15 protein-coding genes are annotated in these 16,897 nt (G+C 53.5%); 5 read left to right on the top strand and 10 right to left on the bottom strand.

Going from position 1 to position 16,897, the window contains the following annotated elements:
* Both ABWO75_RS10815 and ABWO75_RS10810 read left to right on the top strand, forming a co-directional pair.
* On the top strand, positions 1–1,889 hold a 1,889-nt coding region (locus ABWO75_RS10815), incomplete at its 5' end, for a chloride channel protein (protein ID WP_353185410.1).
* Positions 1,890–2,023: 134 nt separating this feature from the next.
* A complete protein-coding gene (locus ABWO75_RS10810) occupies positions 2,024–3,826 on the top strand; it encodes a CocE/NonD family hydrolase (protein ID WP_353185408.1) in 1,803 nt (600 codons plus the stop codon).
* A gap of 38 nt (positions 3,827–3,864) precedes the next feature.
* Here the strand turns inward: ABWO75_RS10810 and ABWO75_RS10805 are convergent, their stop codons facing one another.
* The 3 genes from ABWO75_RS10805 to ABWO75_RS10795 form a co-directional block, all read right to left on the bottom strand.
* On the bottom strand, positions 3,865–4,161 hold the full coding sequence (locus ABWO75_RS10805) for a chaperone modulator CbpM (protein ID WP_353185406.1): 297 nt from the start codon (positions 4,159–4,161) through the stop codon (positions 3,865–3,867).
* A 4-nt stretch (positions 4,162–4,165) separates the two neighbouring features.
* The gene (locus tag ABWO75_RS10800) at positions 4,166–5,071 is read right to left on the bottom strand and encodes a DnaJ C-terminal domain-containing protein (protein WP_353185404.1); all 906 of its coding nucleotides are present in this window, start codon (positions 5,069–5,071) and stop codon (positions 4,166–4,168) included.
* Positions 5,072–5,214: 143 nt separating this feature from the next.
* Entirely contained in the window at positions 5,215–7,221 is a 2,007-nt protein-coding gene (locus ABWO75_RS10795) for a M13 family metallopeptidase (protein WP_353185402.1), read from the bottom strand.
* A gap of 351 nt (positions 7,222–7,572) precedes the next feature.
* Between ABWO75_RS10795 and ABWO75_RS10790 the strand changes: the two genes are divergently transcribed.
* Both ABWO75_RS10790 and ABWO75_RS10785 read left to right on the top strand, forming a co-directional pair.
* The gene (locus ABWO75_RS10790) at positions 7,573–8,829 is read left to right on the top strand and encodes an MFS transporter (RefSeq protein ID WP_353185412.1); all 1,257 of its coding nucleotides are present in this window, start codon (positions 7,573–7,575) and stop codon (positions 8,827–8,829) included.
* A gap of 330 nt (positions 8,830–9,159) precedes the next feature.
* Positions 9,160–9,651, top strand: a complete 492-nt coding sequence (locus tag ABWO75_RS10785) for an SRPBCC family protein (RefSeq protein WP_353185400.1) — start codon at positions 9,160–9,162, stop codon at positions 9,649–9,651.
* Here the strand turns inward: ABWO75_RS10785 and ABWO75_RS10780 are convergent.
* From ABWO75_RS10780 to ABWO75_RS10750, 7 genes are all read right to left on the bottom strand, one after another.
* The gene (locus tag ABWO75_RS10780; RefSeq protein WP_353185398.1) at positions 9,646–10,515 is read right to left on the bottom strand and encodes an SDR family NAD(P)-dependent oxidoreductase; all 870 of its coding nucleotides are present in this window, start codon (positions 10,513–10,515) and stop codon (positions 9,646–9,648) included. The genes ABWO75_RS10785 and ABWO75_RS10780 overlap by 6 nt on opposite strands.
* Before the next feature lie 5 nt (positions 10,516–10,520).
* The gene (locus tag ABWO75_RS10775) at positions 10,521–11,060 is read right to left on the bottom strand and encodes an NUDIX domain-containing protein (RefSeq protein WP_353185396.1); all 540 of its coding nucleotides are present in this window, start codon (positions 11,058–11,060) and stop codon (positions 10,521–10,523) included.
* 42 nt (positions 11,061–11,102) lie between these two features.
* Positions 11,103–11,969, bottom strand: a complete 867-nt coding sequence (locus ABWO75_RS10770; protein ID WP_353185394.1) for an aldose 1-epimerase family protein — start codon at positions 11,967–11,969, stop codon at positions 11,103–11,105.
* Between the two features lie 99 nt (positions 11,970–12,068).
* Complete coding sequence (nfi, locus tag ABWO75_RS10765) at positions 12,069–12,761, bottom strand: deoxyribonuclease V (RefSeq protein WP_353185392.1); 693 nt, start codon at positions 12,759–12,761, stop codon at positions 12,069–12,071.
* Between the two features lie 72 nt (positions 12,762–12,833).
* Positions 12,834–14,189 carry a hypothetical protein gene (locus ABWO75_RS10760; protein WP_353185390.1) on the bottom strand — a complete coding sequence of 452 codons (1,356 nt, stop codon included), beginning with the start codon at positions 14,187–14,189 and terminating at the stop codon, positions 12,834–12,836.
* A gap of 8 nt (positions 14,190–14,197) precedes the next feature.
* Positions 14,198–14,824, bottom strand: coding sequence for a hypothetical protein (locus tag ABWO75_RS10755; protein WP_353185388.1), 627 nt, complete (start codon positions 14,822–14,824; stop codon positions 14,198–14,200).
* A gap of 1 nt (position 14,825) precedes the next feature.
* On the bottom strand, positions 14,826–15,821 hold the full coding sequence (locus ABWO75_RS10750; protein WP_353185386.1) for a hypothetical protein: 996 nt from the start codon (positions 15,819–15,821) through the stop codon (positions 14,826–14,828).
* 163 nt (positions 15,822–15,984) lie between these two features.
* On the opposite strand from ABWO75_RS10750, the gene ABWO75_RS10745 reads away from it, so the two are divergent.
* Positions 15,985–16,897 (top strand): NAD(P)/FAD-dependent oxidoreductase (locus ABWO75_RS10745; RefSeq protein WP_353185384.1); only part of this gene is annotated, 913 nt, incomplete at its 3' end.

Below are 16,897 nucleotides of genomic sequence, written 5' to 3'. Positions count from 1 at the left end.
TTGCAGCACATATGATTGCAAAGCAGAACGGTAATATCCCCATTTCGATTTCACTGGAAGACACCTTAAAATCCGAAGGAGCAGTGGCCTCACCGCGGGTTAATAAGTGGCGTATTTTATTAATTGCCTGTTATGCGGTACTGATCGCCGCGATCATCAGTGGCCTTGCCAAGCTACTCGTGATGCTCATCAATGGAATCACCAACCTGTCCTTTTACGGATCGTTTTCCTTCGCAGAAGCTGGTCCAGCACACAATGCACTGGGGTTATGGGTCATCGTAATTCCCGCCATAGGCGGTGTTGCGGTAGGTATCCTTGCGCTGTATGGTTCAAAAGCCATACGCGGCCATGGCATTCCCGAGGCTATGGAGCAGATACTCGTAAACCAAAGCAAAATTAAGCCCGCCATTACGTTTCTTAAACCCATATCCTCCGCCCTTGCCATCGGCACAGGAGGACCTTTCGGAGCGGAAGGCCCCATTATTGCCACGGGGGGCGCACTGGGTTCCACGTGGGGCCAGGTGTTCAAGATTTCCAATGCCGAGCGGAAAATACTCCTTTCGGCCGGCGCCACTGCGGGTATGACGGCCATTTTCGGTACGCCGGTGGCTGCCATCTTTTTGGCCATCGAATTATTATTGTTTGAATTTACACCCAAATCGCTGATTGCCGTATCGTTGGCCTGCATCACGGGGGCTGCCGGGCATTTTCTGCTTTTCGGCACGCAACCGGTGTTTTATACGGCCGTTGAAATTACCACGCCTTCCACCGTAGCCATTTTATGCTACAGCTTCCTCGGACTGATCGTCGGCGTCCTTTCCGTGGCCATAACCAAGGCTGTTTACTGGGTGGAGGATGCTTTTGAAAAGCTGCCCATCCATTGGATGTGGTGGCCGGCAATCGGTGGACTGGCCGTGGGAATCGTGGGGTATTTTGCACCCCGTACCCTGGGTGTGGGCTACGAAAACATCACTGATTTACTAACCGGAAGCATGCCGTTAAAAATTGTATTGTCGCTGTGCCTGCTCAAATTTATATCCTGGGTAATTGCATTGGGCAGCGGCACTTCGGGTGGAACACTGGCTCCCTTACTGACCATCGGGGCCGCCAGCGGCGTGCTGATCGGCATAGGCATCCAGTACCTTTTTCCGAACAGCGGGGTTACCCTACCCCTGGCCGCGCTCGTAGGCATGTCTGCCATGTTCGCGGGTGCATCCCGGGCGCTGCTGACGTCCATCATCTTTGCCATGGAAACTACCGGCCAGTTCCACGCGCTGCTGCCGCTGCTGGGTTCGTGTGTGGGTGCCTATACCGTTTCTTACCTCAGTATGGGCACAACCATCATGACCGAAAAAATAACCAGGCGCGGTATATTTACCCCCGATTCCTACCAACCGGATTTATTAAACCAGCTGACCGTACAGCAGGCCATCCAAACCGGGGGTATCATCATTGAAGACCGGAATACCGTCGAAGAAGTGCGCGACTGGCTGCAGGCCAATGGCAGGCCCGACAATTACTATATCGTGGTGGATGCCAACCAGCAATATACCGGTATCGTCAGTGCGTCCAGCCTGTTTGCCAATCACCAGGATGACCAAAAGCAAATCAGCGCGCTCATTAAACGGAAACCAGTGTTTCTGCGTGAACGCGATACCTTGAAGGAGGCCGTAGCCAAGATGATTGAAGAAAACGTAGATGTACTTCCCGTCCTGTCATCCAGGGACCATACCGTAATCGGCTTAATGCCTTACCAGAATATCCTGTCCACGTATTACCGCGCAGACCGGCAGCAGGATCTCGCTTCCACCAACATCTCCGTAAAACGCTCGGGCATGCGGATTCTTGTCAAGGGAAGAAAGATACTCGCCAAAAGGAAAGCCGAATAACCAGCCAAGCCGCCCGGTAAGGAATGGCTTCGGGCGCCCACGCATATCCCGTTTCCGTAAACTTGCATATCAACGCAATTTTACCTTAGTTTGCAGGGTAGCAACGAATTAACTTGCTTACTAACCGATAAACTATGAAAAGATTAATTCCAGGGCGCTATGAGCCCTTAAGCCTGTGCATTGCCGTAATGGCCGTTTCCCTTTCTTTTTCCCCACGGACGGCCATCGATGCACCCCAGAATGAAATCCGGATCGTACGGCATGTGGAAGTACCCATGAGCGACGGCGTTAAGCTGTATGCCGACCTGTATCTTCCGGCGGCTCCCGGCAAATACCCGACCATCGTGACACGGACCTGCTATGGCGTACAACGTGACGGGGTACATGAAACCATGATCCGCTTTGCCCAGCATGGATATGCCGTGGTGGTGCAGGATGTGCGCGGCCGGTATGAAAGCGAAGGTATCTGGGAACCGTTCCGCGACGAAGGCAAGGACGGTTACGAAACGATTGAATGGGCAGCTACACAGCCTTTTTCCAATGGCAAGGTTGCCTTGCAGGGCGGCAGCTACCTGGGCCATAACCAATGGGCTGCCGCCAGCAAAACACCGCCCCATCTCGTGGCCATCTTTCCGGGGGTGGCATCTACCAACATTTACGCCAACTGGATTACCATGGGCGGTGCCTTCCGGCTAAGCTTCAACTACGGCTGGGGGGTGGTACGCATGCCAAACCGAATCATGCTCCCTCAATACTGGCATAGTGCTGCCTACACGCCGGAAGAGCTGAAATACGAAAACATCCTGATGCACCTGCCGTTGAATACCGGCGATCTGGCGAGCGCAGGGTCCCCCGTTCAGCATTACCGCGACTGGCTGGAACACGAAAGCTACGATGAATATTGGAAGGCCATCAGCGATGAAGAAAATTTTGACCGTATCAACGTGCCGGTGCACACGTATGGCGGATGGTTTGATATTTTTCTAATGGGCACCATCAACGGCTATGTCGGCATGCGCAATAACGGCGCAACGCCCGAAGCGCGGGCCGGCGCCCGGATGATCATCGGTCCCTGGGGCCACGGGCCCTCCCAAAGCTTTGGCGGAATCGATTTTACACCCATCGCCAATATGGACATGTTCGACGTGCAGCTGGATTTCTACGATTATCACCTGAAGGGAGTTAAAAACGGGCTCGATCTGGAAAAACCGGTACAGCTCTTCTACATGGGCGCCAATAAATGGCGTAGCGAGTCAGATTGGCCTATACCCCAAACGAAATACCGCGAGCTGTACCTGAATAGCAGCGGTTCGGCCAATTCGGTACGCGGCGATGGCCGGCTGACATTTGACAAGCCGGCGGAAGCGGCGACGGATACGTACCGTTATGATCCGGCACAGCCGGTACCCACCACCGGCGGAAACAACTGCTGCGGCACACCTACCCAGGCGGGACCGGTGGACCAGCGGCCGCTGGAGCGGCGGGAAGACGTGCTTGTTTATACCAGCGATTTCCTTACGGAGCCCCTTACCATTGCCGGCCCCATCAAGATGAAACTGCATGCGGCAACGGACGGTCCCGATACCGACTGGATGATCAAGCTGGTTGATGTGCAGCCGGATGGATATGCCATGCCGGTAGCCGAAGGCATTTTACGGGCTCGGTTCCGTGAAGGGCTGGATAAAGTAAAGCTGCTGACGCCAAACGAGGTATATGAATATGAGATCGAACTGACCAGTACGGCCAATGTATTTAAACCGGGCCACCGCATCCGTATCGACATTACCTCGAGCAATTTTCCGCAGTTCGACCGCAATCCCAACACGGGGGCTCCCCTGGGATCAAGCGATGAGCTGCGCGTTGCCCGGCAAACCATCCATCACGGCGGGGCAAGGCCCAGTCACCTGATCCTGCCGCTGGTTCCGGCACTGGATTAACTGAACGTAACCGCGCCGTACGGCCAGTACGGTGCGGTTTACCGCAGTTCATACAGGTGAAGCCTGCTTTTAAGGGCTTTCAGCTCGTCCTGCATGGTCTTCATCTGCTGGAGAAGGTGCTGAATGGCTTCAATCCCTTCCAGGTTAATATCCAGGTCGTAATGAAAACGTACCCACCTTTCCAGGTCGGGCAACTGATCCGGACTGACATAATATTCGTTGTCCACGGTGACGACTTCAATCAGTCCGGACTCTCCCAATGCCCGTATAAACGTAATTTCTGCATGATGGTGCACACAGAATTCATGTACCGCGATTAATTCCTGTTTTTCCATGACTTCATTTGTTAGGTGATGTGTCTGCAAGCTCCCTGAACAGCTCCCGTTGCCTATCGGTCAGGTTCGTCGGTATGGTCACCTCATAGGTGATATAAAGGTCGCCAAATGTACCCTCTTTCCTGTATACCGGAAAGCCCTTGCCTTTCAGCCTGACCTTCGTACCCTGCTGTGTACCGGCTGAGACGTTCAGCTTCACTTTTCCGTTCAGGGTGTCTACGGTTACCGCTCCGCCGAGCACGGCGGTATAGAGGTCAATCGGGACCGTGGCGTATAAATCATCGTTCAGCCGTTTGAACAACGGATCGTCCGCAATATGGAAAGTAATATACAGGTCGCCGGATGGGCCGCCGTTCACGCCTGGACCGCCGTACCCCTTCAGTTTAATAACCTGGCCATCGGCCACACCGGCAGGAATGGTGATGCGGATATTTTTCCCGTTAACGGTTAATGTCTGTTTATGCGTGGTGTACGCATCGCGCAGTGCCAGTTGCAGGGCCGCCTGGTAATCGCTGCCCCGGAACCTGGCCTGCCCGCGCCTTCCGGCACGCGCATCGCCGAATAACGACTCAAAAAAGTCGGAGAAACCGCCGGCATCAAAATCACCTGAAAAAGATTCCGGCCCGGCCGCATGCCGTGCCCCGCCCTGCGGCTGCGACCGCCGCGCCTGCTCAAATTGATCGGCGTGCTGCCAATCCTTTCCATACTGGTCATATTTTTTTCGCTTGTCCGGATCACTGAGCACTTCATTCGCTTCATTGATCTGCTGGAATTTCAGCTGCGCTTCCCTGTCGTCCGGATTCAGGTCGGGGTGCAGCTTGCGGGCGAGCTTGCGGTATGCCTTTTTAATTTCCTCCTGCGAGGCGCCTTTGGGAACGCCCAGAATTTTATAGTAATCCAAAAATTCCATAGCCAAGTCGTTTAGTTGAAAAGCCACTGTTCCCGGGTCAATAATCATACCGTTGTTAGGCCGCCGCGGACAGCTACAGCAAATTTAAAATAAAAAGGCCACCCCGTGTAAGAGGTGGCCCTGTTTTATCCGGAAACCGGCAGCTACCAGATGACAATGCGATTGGCTCTCGGCAGGAAAAGCTTATCCCCCGCCTTAATATCGAATGCCTCATAAAAGCCATCGACATTGACCAACGGTCCTATAGCCCGGTATTGGGCAGGCGAATGCGGGTCTGTTTTTACCTGGTTGGTCACAAACGCGTCGGTTGTCTTGGTTCGCCAGATGGTTGCCCAGGACAGGAAAAAGCGTTGCTGTTGTGTAAATCCGTCAATGTTACCGGGGTTTCCCTTATCCTTCAGGTACAGGTTCAGGGCATCATACGCCACGGAAACACCGCCCAGATCGCCGATATTCTCGCCGAGGGTAAAACGGCCGTTGACAAAGGCACCCGGAACCGGTTCATACGCGCTGTATTGTGCTGCAAGTGCTTCGGTCGCCTGGCCAAACCTGGCCTGATCTTCTGCTGTCCACCAGTTATTCAGGTTTCCATCGCCATCGTATTGGGAGCCGCTGTCGTCAAATCCGTGGGACAGTTCATGGCCAATTACCGCGCCGATTCCGCCGAAGTTGACGGCCGCATCGGCCTTGTAATCATAGAACGGTGGCTGCAGGATGGCTGCAGGAAACACAATTTCGTTATATGGCGGATTGTAATAGGCGTTTACCGTCTGCGGCGTCATTTCCCATTCGGTCTTATCGACCGGTTTCCCCGCTTTCGCCCGCTCTTCCTCAAATTGCCAGCGACGGGCGTTCAGTGTATTTTCAAACAGCGACGGTCCCACCACCAGTCCGGAATAATCTTTCCATTTGTCGGGGTAGCCGATTTTAACATGGAATTTCCCCAGCTTTTCCAATGCTTTCGCTTTCGTATCCGCCGACATCCATTCCAATTGCTGGATGTGATGTTCAAACGATTTAACCAGGTAGCTGACCATTTCCTGTGCAGCCGCCTTCGCTTCTGCCGGAAAGTACGCCTCCACGTAAAGCTTGCCAAGCATTTCCCCCGCTACGGCATTGACAAACTGCAATCCCCGCTTATCCAGCGCACGTTGCTCACGCTGCCCTCGAAGGGTCCGGCCCCAGAAGTCAAAACTGATTTCGTCCAGCTCACGCGTCAGTTTCGTTGCAGCACCGTCAATCAGGTGGAAGCGCAGTAAATCCTTAATCACTTCGAGGTTTTCCGGCACCAGCAATCCGTCCAGTTCCTTGTAGTAGCGAAGGTCATCGATAATTACGGTATCGGCCGTAAATCCGATATCCCGCAGGTATCGGGCGATGTCCAGGTTTTTAACCAGGTCTTTCAGGTCGGCCACCGCCACCGGGTTGTATTGCAGGCTCGCGTCACGAATCTGTTCTACGGTAAGCATGTGGCTGGCAAGTTCCTTTTCAAAGGCAACCAGTTTAGGGCCCTTCAGGTCACGCGTACGCTGGCCCGTGAAGGGGAACAGGCGATTGATGTAGTTGCTGTAATCTTCCAGGGTCCGGGTGTTGGCGGCATCCTCCTGCTGATAATAAGCGCGTCCAAGTCCCAGATCCGCTGCACTTAGGTACAACGCATTGATGTTACTGTTCTTCATGTCCGGATCCACATAGGCGCCAAACAATGGATTACCGCCTATCGGCGCCATTTCCACCAAGTAACGGTATAAGCCGTCAAAATCCCGGATCGCATCCACTTTTTTCAGTAACGGTTTAAGGGGCTCGATGCCGGCACGGTCACGGGCATCAAGATCAATGTAACTCCGGTAAAGATCTGCAATCTGCTGCCCTTCTGATCCCGACTCATAGGTATGTTCCAACGCGGCTTTTAAGACAGCGAGCGTCGCTTCGTCCGTGTTTTCAATTAATTCATCAAAACTTCCCCACCGCGCCTTATCGGATGGAATTTCAGCGGTTTTCATCCAGCTTCCGTTCACGTAGTTGTAAAAATCATCCTGTGGCCTTACCGATGTATCCATAAAACCGGGATTGATGGCCTGGTGTTGCTGCGCCAGGGCTGCGGTGCTCATGGTGGCCAGCACGGCCATTGCCAAATACTTCTTCTTCATATTACCTCATTCATATTAATCCGGGGGCAAAAATAGAAAAAAACGATGCTGGACAGGAACGGAGCGATTGTAAATGGGTGGTACAGTCTAATTTATGACCGCCATTTCACAATATTGGATATAAAATCATATATTTGCCGTGCGACTAATCATTGCACTCATGAAGATCACCCACATAAACTACATCCTGTCTCACCGGGACAGGGGCTGAGTCCGGGGAATACCTTCCTCCATACGCTCATTATTTCAGGTATCCCCTGAAGCGATTCACTCATTCATTACGTTTAAGCTTTTAACCTGTATCTTTCCGTGGATGGCAACACCCGGAGTGTGCATTATACCATCAACACCATGAAACAAGCGTGGAAAAGAACATTTGCGATTATCTGGACTGGCCAGTTCATGTCGCTCCTCAGCAGTTCGGCGGTTAACTTCGCCATTATTATCTGGCTAAGCCTCGAAACCGGTTCTGCGGAAGTATTGGCCTTTGCTGCCATTGCCACCTTTTTGCCACAGGCATTAATCGGCCCTTTTGCAGGGGTTTATATCGACCGCTGGGACCGCAAAACCGTGATGATCGCCGCCGACGGCTTTATTGCGGTCTGCACACTGGCCATGTCGCTGCTTTTTTATTTCGGGCACTTTGAGCTCATTTTCATTTACCTGCTGCTGGGACTGCGTTCCGTGGGTTCGGCCTTCCATATGCCGGCCATGCAGGCTTCGGTTCCGCTGCTGGCGCCGGAAACGGAGCTGCTCCGGATTGCAGGCATTAACCAGGCCATCCAGTCGGTATCAAGCATCGCCGGTCCGGCGCTGGGCGCACTGGCCATTGGCCTGATGGACATTCAGCAGGTATTGCTGCTGGACGTCGCGGGGGCAGTCGTTGCCATTAGCTCATTACTGTTAGTCAAGATTCCCAATCCGGAAAATGAAGCCCAGGCCCCGGGCGGTGTCAGGCAGGTGCTGCGGGACATCGCCATCGGCGTCAATGCCGTAACAGCAAACAAAGGACTTGCCTATATGTTCCTGTTCTCCATTTTGGCAACCTTCTGCATTATGCCGGTAGCCGTGCTGTTCCCGCTGCTCACCCTGCAGCACTTCGGCGGCGGCAAATTTGAAATGAGCCTGATCGAGGTCGTCTGGGGTATCGGCATGCTGGCTGGCGGCGGATTATTGGGTATATTCAAACCGACGATTAATAAAGTGATCATCATTAACTGCATGCACATCATGTTGGGCGTTTCGCTGGCGGCTTCCGGTATCCTGCCGGCAAGTGGTTTTGTGCTGTTCGTGGTGCTGACAACCCTGGGAGGTCTTTCGGCATCTATTTATCATGCCACATTCACCACCATTATTCAGGAGCAGGTAAATCCTGCAATGCTTGGACGGGTATTTTCCATGTTTTTCAGCATCGCCCTGCTGCCGTCGATTATCGGCCTCCTGAGTACCGGTTTTATTGCCGATTATATCGGCATCAGCCAGACGTTCATGATCCTGGGTAGCCTGGTCGGCGTTATCGGCATCGTGTCGTTTATGGTACCGGAGCTAATGAAATTGGACATCCGCAAAAAAACGGCCGTGGAGGAGCCAGCGCCAATGGAAGACTAGGTCGTCTGCGCTGCAAAAACCGGCTGTGTGCTGTATTGGATAGCTTCGTGCCACATACGGAAAGGCTTCGGGGTGAGTCCACGGTAAGTCCGGTGTGGATACACCGTGAGTCCGGCAAAACTTCGGCAAAAGGTGGACTCAACGTGGACTCATGGTGGACTTACCGTGGACTCACTCCGACGGTGTCCCGAAGCGGGTACGAACCAGCCTGTACCGGACCCGGGAACGGCGTCATGTCTTTTAGTCGAAAAAACAAACCGCATCACAAAAACGTTGTATATTTACGCAAAACTTCATAGCAGAACCTATACAGAATCAAAGCAGCTAATTATGCAAAAACTCAGCAAATCGGTCGAAGTTGGTCTACCCCATCAGGAAGCGTTTAACGCGTTTGTAAGGGAGTTAACGTTATGGTGGCCCAAAACATATACCTGGTCAAAAGATAAATTGATCGAAATCGGCATCAACCCCATCCCGGGCGGGCACTGCACCGAAATTGGCCCGCTGGATTTCCGCTGCGACTGGGGCACTGTCACGGAGGTAAAATACGGCAGTTACATCGCATTTAAATGGCAGATCACGGCATCCCGTGCACCGGAACCGGATCCGGACAAGGCCAGTGAGGTACGCATCCGGTTCGTCCCGGCCGGCGACAGTCGTTCCCGCATTGAGCTGGAACACGACAAATTTGAAAACCACGGAGAAGGGTATGAAACATACCGTGCAGCCATGGATGCCGAACAGGGCTGGGATTATATGTTAGCCTGTTTTGAAAAACACGCCCGGACGGCCAAACGGCTTACCGTTGAGGTGAAATCATAAAAACGGAATGCCGGTATAGGTCTCCCAGGCGGCCCAAAGTGCACCGGCCAGCTCGGCATCGCGTTTCGGTATGTAGATTTTCGCCCGTTTGCGTTTTACAAAATAGGCACCATTGAAGCTGTTTGCCTTTTTTTCGTCCGTTGCCAGGTATACCATGGTATCCGCTCCCTTTTTTGGCGAGGTCAGCAACGGACGGAAAATGCGGAAAAACAGATGGTAGAGTGAATCGCTCTGCCCCGCGAAATTGGTCGCCACCACGCCGGGGTGAAAGGCATTCATGATGACCTGGTTGCTCTGCGGGTTATTCCGTTGCCGGCTGGCAAATTCGCGGCCCATTAAAATCACGAAAAGCTTGGCGTCGCCATACGCACGGAGCGCACGGTACCGTTGCTTGTACATCAGGTCATTCAAATCGGGTTTTGCGGTATAATGCGCCATGGATGCTGTATTGATAATCCGCGCGTCCGGTTGGCGCTGCAGTTTGGGATACAGCAGGGCAGACAGCATAAAAGGCGCCAGTACATTTAATGCAATCGTTTTCTCCCAGCCGTCTTCGGTTTCTTCCCGCCGGGTATTCATCACGCCCCCGGCATTATTGATCAACACGTCGAGGCTGTCGAAGCGACTGTTAAATGCCTCGGCCAGGGCCAGCACCTCGGACTTTTTCAGTAAGTCTGCCAGGAGCACGTCCACCACGGCATCGGGGACAATAGCGCCTATTTCCTGCTTTACAGCAGCTGCTTTCGCTGCATCTCGCCCGTGTATGATCACGTGCGCACCCTGCTTTGCCAGCGCAATAGCCGCTTCCCTGCCGATGCCCGACGTAGCCCCTGTAATGAGTATGCGTTTGTTTTTAACTGCCATAACGGTTATATACCCACCATCCGAGCGACCATCAGGATGGCGCACATGGAGATGGAATCTGTAATTTCAGAGCGCATTACCAGTTCTACCGCCTCGGCCAGCGGAATTTTACGGACCTGCAATTCTTCCGTTTCCTCCGGACTGGACGGTCCCTGTATGAGTTCCTGCGCCAAATAAATAAACCCCTCTTCATTGGTGACCGAATTGGACGTATGGATCCGCCCGATTTGCTGCCACTTTCCGGCTTCCAGGCCAGTTTCTTCCTGAAGCTCCCGCTGCGCCGCAGCCAGGGCATCTTCGCCGATCGGCCCTCCCCCTTCCGGAATTTCCCACGAGTACTCCCCGAGTGTATAGCGGTATTGACCCACGAGGTAAATAAATCCGTTTTCGTCGAGGGGAACAATGCCAATCGCTTTATTCTTGAATCCCACCACCCCGTAAATGCCCGGATGGCCGGCAGGTGTAATGACGTCGTGGTGTTCTACCCTGATCCAGGGGTTTTCGTAAACCGTATCGGTATGGGTAGTCTGCCAGTTGTTTTCCATATTTCCTGTTGTTAACTGCTGTTATTATCGGCCCGGGGCTGCTTAAAAGCATTCCACCGCCCAGGTTGCCGTCCATGTCTCTCCGGCTGCAAGGCGCTGGATGCCTTCTTTCTCTTCAAGCCGCTGGTTGTGCGCCACGCCGTCGGCGATGCCGTACCAAGGTTCAAGACAAACGAAATCAGCGTCCCGGGCCGCCCATATACCGAAATAAGGGAAGTGTTCACGGCTAAACCGGAGACCACTGGCATTCAATTTATTGCGGAGCGAAATCTGCTGACTGTTCAGGGTTTTCAGGACAAGCGCATCGGCATAAAAGAGTGCATGTGAAAGCGGTAGGCGGTGATCTTCCAAGGGAATAACACTGATGGAATCACCCACCAGATTCCCCACTACGCGGTGGCAATACAACACCTCGTCATCCGGAAATTCCAGGTAATAGTCGCCGTAGCCGGCATCACCGGTTGTGGGCGTCGCGAACGCCGGGTGCCCCCCGATGGAAAACAGCAGCGGATGCTGCTGATCCGGATTTGACACCTCGTATGTGCAGGTAAGTTTTGTCCCGGCAAGCGCATAGCGGAGTTTCAGCTGGAAAGCAAATGGGTATACGTTTCTGGTCTCTTCCGTATCAGTCAGGGTAAACTCACCCGCCGTTGCCGAAACCTGCTCTTCGTGAAAAACGAGGTCACGCGCAAATCCGTGACGCGGTAACCGGTACGGTTGGTCTTGGTACAGGTATGTATCATCTTTCAGTGCACCGACGATCGGAAACAGGACCGGACTGGTTTTGGCCCAGTACGCCGGATCAGCATTCCAAAGGTACTCCGTTTGATCACTCCGTCGGCGCAGGCTGTTCAGTTCGGCACCTTTGGCTGTCACTGCCGCACGCAGGTAGTCGTTTTCCAGAACCATAATTTATGCCTTTTTCGCAAACTTAGCTAAATTCCACTGATATACAACGCCCATTATAGGCAAACGTCTGTTAGCCACTAATGCCCCTTTTCCGTTGGCTCAGCCGGATGCGGAGGCATACCCTTCTTCCAGCTCCCCCCGCCTGAACCGGTTTACCAGCTCATGGGCCAGCCGTGTGGGTTCGGGAATCCGGTACCTGCCCAGGCACTGGCGGATGACCTGCAGGCTATTATTCATACCCATGAGGTGACCCGGCGATATAAAAACGGGGGCTACGTTCCTTTTGCTGCGGAAGGCATGGCCAATCTGCTCGTCCCGGCTAAGAATTGGACGGTGGCTGCCGGTTTCCGGTGCCGGCGGATCAAACCTGCCGGTCAGCAGCTTTTTTGCACAGCCAATGGTTGGCTGTCCGGTTTCAATACCGAAATGGGTGGCAATGCCCATCCGGCGCGGATGGGCGATACCGTGGCCATCGACCACCAGTACGCCGGGCTTAACCGGCAACCGTTCCCAGGCCTGTATAAGCGCGGGCACTTCCCGGAAGGCCAGGTAACCGGGCACGTAAGGGAACCGGGTTTCTGCCTTAACCAGCGACCAGCTGACGGGTCTCAATTCCGGAAAGGAAAGCAGGATGATACCGGCATATACCGTGGTGCTGTATAGATTCAGTGAAATATCGGCTCCCCCGATCAGGTCCAGCTGAAGCGGACGCTCGCCGATATCCAGCTGGTCACGGAGTCCGCGTTGCAGTTCGGTTGCTTCTGGTATGCTGAGTTCATCGTATGATTTCATAGGGTAACCTATCAATTTAACCGGCCGGAAACCGCGTAACGGCAAGCCAACCGACAACACAATATACGGATTTTAGTTTTCCACCACGATATCCAGCACATTATTCCGCTCGAAGTCCGTGCTCAGCTGAAACGTGCGTTCTTCCCCGCCGGCGACAATCCGCAGTGCGGCGGTATTCGGCGGTATCCGGCCGAGATTTTCAGCCCGGAATAATATCCGGTTGTTTCCGGGCTTCAGCGCAATCCCAAAGCGGTTTCCCCCCTTGGTAACGGTTATCCGATCGGCAACGGGGATGCCGTTCACCTGCACGGAAATGATGTCGCCGTCTTCCAGCTGCTCGTCCCAGATTTCCAGCTGTACCTTGTCGGACTGTACCGACCACCGGCCAATGCGCAGGTCGCGCCGCCCGGCCGTCCTTCCGGAATACCGCGGTCTTTCAGCGGCATTATCCGCAACTGGCCCAGGTGCTTCCACTTCGCCGGACCTATCCTTTTCCGCCCCTGCCGGCAGGTACTGAAAGCGCGCGACCATCACCGTAGCGTAGGCATTGGACCGGTCGCTGAAATCAAATCCATAAAGTTGTGCGCGGCTGTCTTCGGTACCAACAATGAAATTTGCCGTATTGGGTGGCAGATCGCCATAGTTATCGGCAAAAAAGGCGATGTAGTTTTCCCCGCTGTCCAATCTGAGTCCATCGAGTGCCATCGCCTGCTCAACCGGCAGGTGGTCAGCCACCATCCGGCCGTTATGTACCACGGTTACCGTATCCCGGTCGTACCGTTCTTCATCCTGTACGGCAAAGGACAACAGGGGCGCATCGGTCCGGATAGGATCGTACACCCCGTAATAGAGCGAGTCGGTGTGCACAATCCGCTCGGTATGGGGATGTTCCCAAGGGATGCTGTTTACGCGGTTCAGGGTGATCGGCTGCTGATACAGGAAATCCCGGATATATACCTTCGTGTTGGTGTAAAACTCATTATCGTATACACCACTCATGAATATGCCGAAACGGTCGATCCAAAGTCGCTTCAATATCAGTTGGTTTCCGGCGTTTTCCGGTCTACGTTCCAATACCCCGTTCAGGTACATCATCCAAGGCCCCAGTCCGAAAGGCTGCTCGTCAACCGGTATTTTATTCCGTCCGATTCCCAGCTGGTGGTCATTTTTCTTCACCAGCAGCAATTCATATTCCCCCTTGAAATGACCATGTACCAGGGATAGCCGCGCAGGATAAAGCATGTTTTCAACCGGGTCTGCGATCTGCAGCTGCATTTCAATGGGTGGAATATGGGGCCATGGCTGGTATTGCACTGTCCATGTGCCCGGCCACCCGTGGCGCTCCTGGGCCAGCGCGGAGAGGGCCAGGCTGCACCCGACCACCAGGCAGCTGTACCGGCATAAAAGCGTAAATACGTTTCTGATCATGCAATTGCTCAGCTACGTTCGAAAGAAGCCACCGAACCATCGCGGTGAAAATAGATATACCACAATTCCCGCGACCCGTCAATCTGGTTGGGATACCACTGGGTAATGCCATAGCGGATAATCAGGTAAACATGGTCCGCCTGATCCGCTCCCGCTATCAGGGCCGCTTTTTCGTTGTAATTCCGGATCACCGTGGCCACGGTGCGGAAGGGAACGCTATCGAGCGCCACCAGTTTCTCCTGCAGCTGCTCGCGCACGGAAAGCTGGACGGGAGTGGGATCACTCCATTTACCCCCGCTGTAGGTATAGGCATCGATAAATTCCGGGTTTTCCGGATGCTGCAGTTTGGCCATGATGCGGCCGTCATCATAAAAATGGATATCGGCATACAGGTAAATGGACCTGGAACGGTATTGCGGCAATTCCCGCAACTGCTGTTCGGCCCGCGCCAACGCGGCTTCATCCGCCACGAATCCGCTAATGCGCTCGTCGGCTTCCGAAAACAGGTGTTCGTCAGGCCGCGTATTAAAAGTGTCGGTTATGCTCTGCGATACCTGCCGGCATGCGCCCATCAACAGGACAGCACTGCATATCCCGACATAACGTGCATGCATCCAAAAACGAGTGTTCTTCATCTTACGTAGTATCTTCAAGGTCTGTAGCAAACGCCACGGTCTGCGGCTGGTCCGCCAAATAAAAAATGGGGATGGTTTTCGCCCGGGTAATATCCATTTCGAGCAGGTCGACGATTTTCTTAAAGCTGGTCCGGTGCACAATGCCCCGTGCATCTTCATATTCCAGTTCAAAACGTACCTGCGGCTGTTCATTGATGTAGGTGCCCGTTTGCCGGGCGTCCAACAACCGGGCCTCCGCGCGATGGCCTGCATATTTCAGCCGTATGGCATCCGTATTGCTGAGCAATAATTTTCCAAGACCGCCGTTGACCAGCCAACGCAGCGCCAGCAGGGTAATCGGACACACCAGCAACGGATGGAAAAAGGTGAGAAAGCGCCAGCCCGTCCCCTGGTTTTCATAACGGTAACTAAACGTAAAATAAGCCGCTACCACAGCCAGCAACAGGAACCATCCCAATCCAATCAGCAGCTGCCGACGGCGGTCGGGCTGGAATTCGGAACCGTCCATAACGATGACCGGGGTTTTCGCCAGGTCTGGATTAATGCGGACGCGAATCGTTTTACCAGTATCAAAACGGTGCAATTCGGGACGCATATCAACAACGGGAAGTGTCTCCTGAATCGGGGTGCCCGACAGGTTGTCGAACCGGAGCGTAACCGCCAGTTGCGGGTATCCGTCGACCGGCTTTCCCTTGGCTGCTGATGTAACGACCGTTGCTTCCCGCATGATACCGGTTTTTAATAATACGGCCAGTTGGCGCTCTTCCAGGATCGGCGAGACGATCCACTGCCTGAAATAACGGAAAAACAGCCAGCACCAGCAAACGACAGCCAACGCCAGGTACGCGAGTGCCAGATAGGGGCTGGACAATGAACCCACATGCCGCTGGCCACCGCCCGAATAATTAATACTGTAATACAGGAACATCGGAAACGGCACGGCAAAAAAGAACATATACAGCGACCAAAATACAGACATCCCCTTTTTAAACGCCATACACAAAGATAATTTTTTTTGCCAGTATACCTAATCCAGTGCGGCCGGACATCCCGAATCAACGCATGCAAACCGTAAAACAAGTGTCATAAAAAGCAACATTATTGCATTAAAAGAAATCGATTCGCATCTTTGCTTGACGAGTTACTTTATTCCGGAATCCATGAAAGAACAGCAGACATTCGACGTGATTATCATCGGCGGCAGCTATGCCGGTTTATCCGCAGCCATGGCGCTGGGCCGGTCTTTACGGCAGGTACTCATCATTGATGGCGGTTTACCCTGTAATCGGCAAACACCGCATTCGCATAATTTCCTGACGCAGGACGGCGTTGCCCCCCGGGAAATCGCTGATTTAGGCAAAAGTCAGGTGCTGCAATACGATACCGTCCGTTTTCATGATGATACGGCGGTTAACGGCCGTAAAAGTCGGGCCGGATTCGAAATAGACACCCAATCGGGCCGGACATTCATGGCTAAAAAACTGATCTTCGCGACGGGTCTCAGGGACATCATGCCTAACATTCCAGGTTTCGCCGGATGCTGGGGTATCTCGGCTATCCATTGCCCCTACTGCCATGGCTATGAATACCACGGACAGCAAACAGGAATCTTGGCGAATGGCGATGCCGCTCATCATTATGCATCGCTGGTTTCCAACCTTACCCGTGATTTAACCGTTCTCACCAATGGTAAACCGTCATTTACACCGGATCAGGAGGCACACCTGGCAAAGCAACACATTCAGGTAGTAGCAAAGGAAGTCGGCCACATCGACCACAGCAAGGGTCAGATCCGCCAGGTTGTTTTCAAGGATGGTTCTGTCCTGCCGTTCACCGTGCTCTATGCCGGATTACCGCAAGAGCAGCATTCCGATATCCCCGGACGGCTTGGCTGCGCGCTAAATGAACGGGGACTACTTACCGTCGATGGCCTGCAGAAAACATCCGTGGATGGTGTTTTTGCTGCGGGGGACAATTCGTCCATGTTCCGTTCCGTCGCCTTCGCCGTTTCTACCGGAAACCTGGCCGGAGCGGCATGTAATAAGGAATTGGCGGAGGAACGTTTCCTAAATT

The sequence above is a fragment of the Parapedobacter lycopersici genome (genome assembly GCF_040395035.1).
Lineage (GTDB): Bacteria > Bacteroidota > Bacteroidia > Sphingobacteriales > Sphingobacteriaceae > Parapedobacter > Parapedobacter lycopersici_A.
This window is presented reverse-complemented; position numbering and strand designations above follow the sequence as displayed.

Bases quoted from the DNA above. Each gene is read 5' to 3' on its own strand.
- ABWO75_RS10810 (WP_353185408.1), top strand. From the start codon at position 2,024: ATGAAAAGATTAATTCCAGGGCGCTATGAGCCCTTAAGCCTGTGCATT.
- ABWO75_RS10805 (WP_353185406.1), bottom strand. From the start codon at position 4,161: ATGGAAAAACAGGAATTAATCGCGGTACATGAATTCTGTGTGCACCAT.
- ABWO75_RS10800 (WP_353185404.1), bottom strand. From the start codon at position 5,071: ATGGAATTTTTGGATTACTATAAAATTCTGGGCGTTCCCAAAGGCGCC.
- ABWO75_RS10795 (WP_353185402.1), bottom strand. From the start codon at position 7,221: ATGAAGAAGAAGTATTTGGCAATGGCCGTGCTGGCCACCATGAGCACC.
- ABWO75_RS10790 (WP_353185412.1), top strand. From the start codon at position 7,573: ATGAAACAAGCGTGGAAAAGAACATTTGCGATTATCTGGACTGGCCAG.
- ABWO75_RS10785 (WP_353185400.1), top strand. From the start codon at position 9,160: ATGCAAAAACTCAGCAAATCGGTCGAAGTTGGTCTACCCCATCAGGAA.
- ABWO75_RS10780 (WP_353185398.1), bottom strand. From the start codon at position 10,515: ATGGCAGTTAAAAACAAACGCATACTCATTACAGGGGCTACGTCGGGC.
- ABWO75_RS10775 (WP_353185396.1), bottom strand. From the start codon at position 11,060: ATGGAAAACAACTGGCAGACTACCCATACCGATACGGTTTACGAAAAC.
- ABWO75_RS10770 (WP_353185394.1), bottom strand. From the start codon at position 11,969: ATGGTTCTGGAAAACGACTACCTGCGTGCGGCAGTGACAGCCAAAGGT.
- nfi (WP_353185392.1), bottom strand. From the start codon at position 12,761: ATGAAATCATACGATGAACTCAGCATACCAGAAGCAACCGAACTGCAA.
- ABWO75_RS10760 (WP_353185390.1), bottom strand. From the start codon at position 14,189: ATGATCAGAAACGTATTTACGCTTTTATGCCGGTACAGCTGCCTGGTG.
- ABWO75_RS10755 (WP_353185388.1), bottom strand. From the start codon at position 14,824: ATGAAGAACACTCGTTTTTGGATGCATGCACGTTATGTCGGGATATGC.
- ABWO75_RS10750 (WP_353185386.1), bottom strand. From the start codon at position 15,821: ATGGCGTTTAAAAAGGGGATGTCTGTATTTTGGTCGCTGTATATGTTC.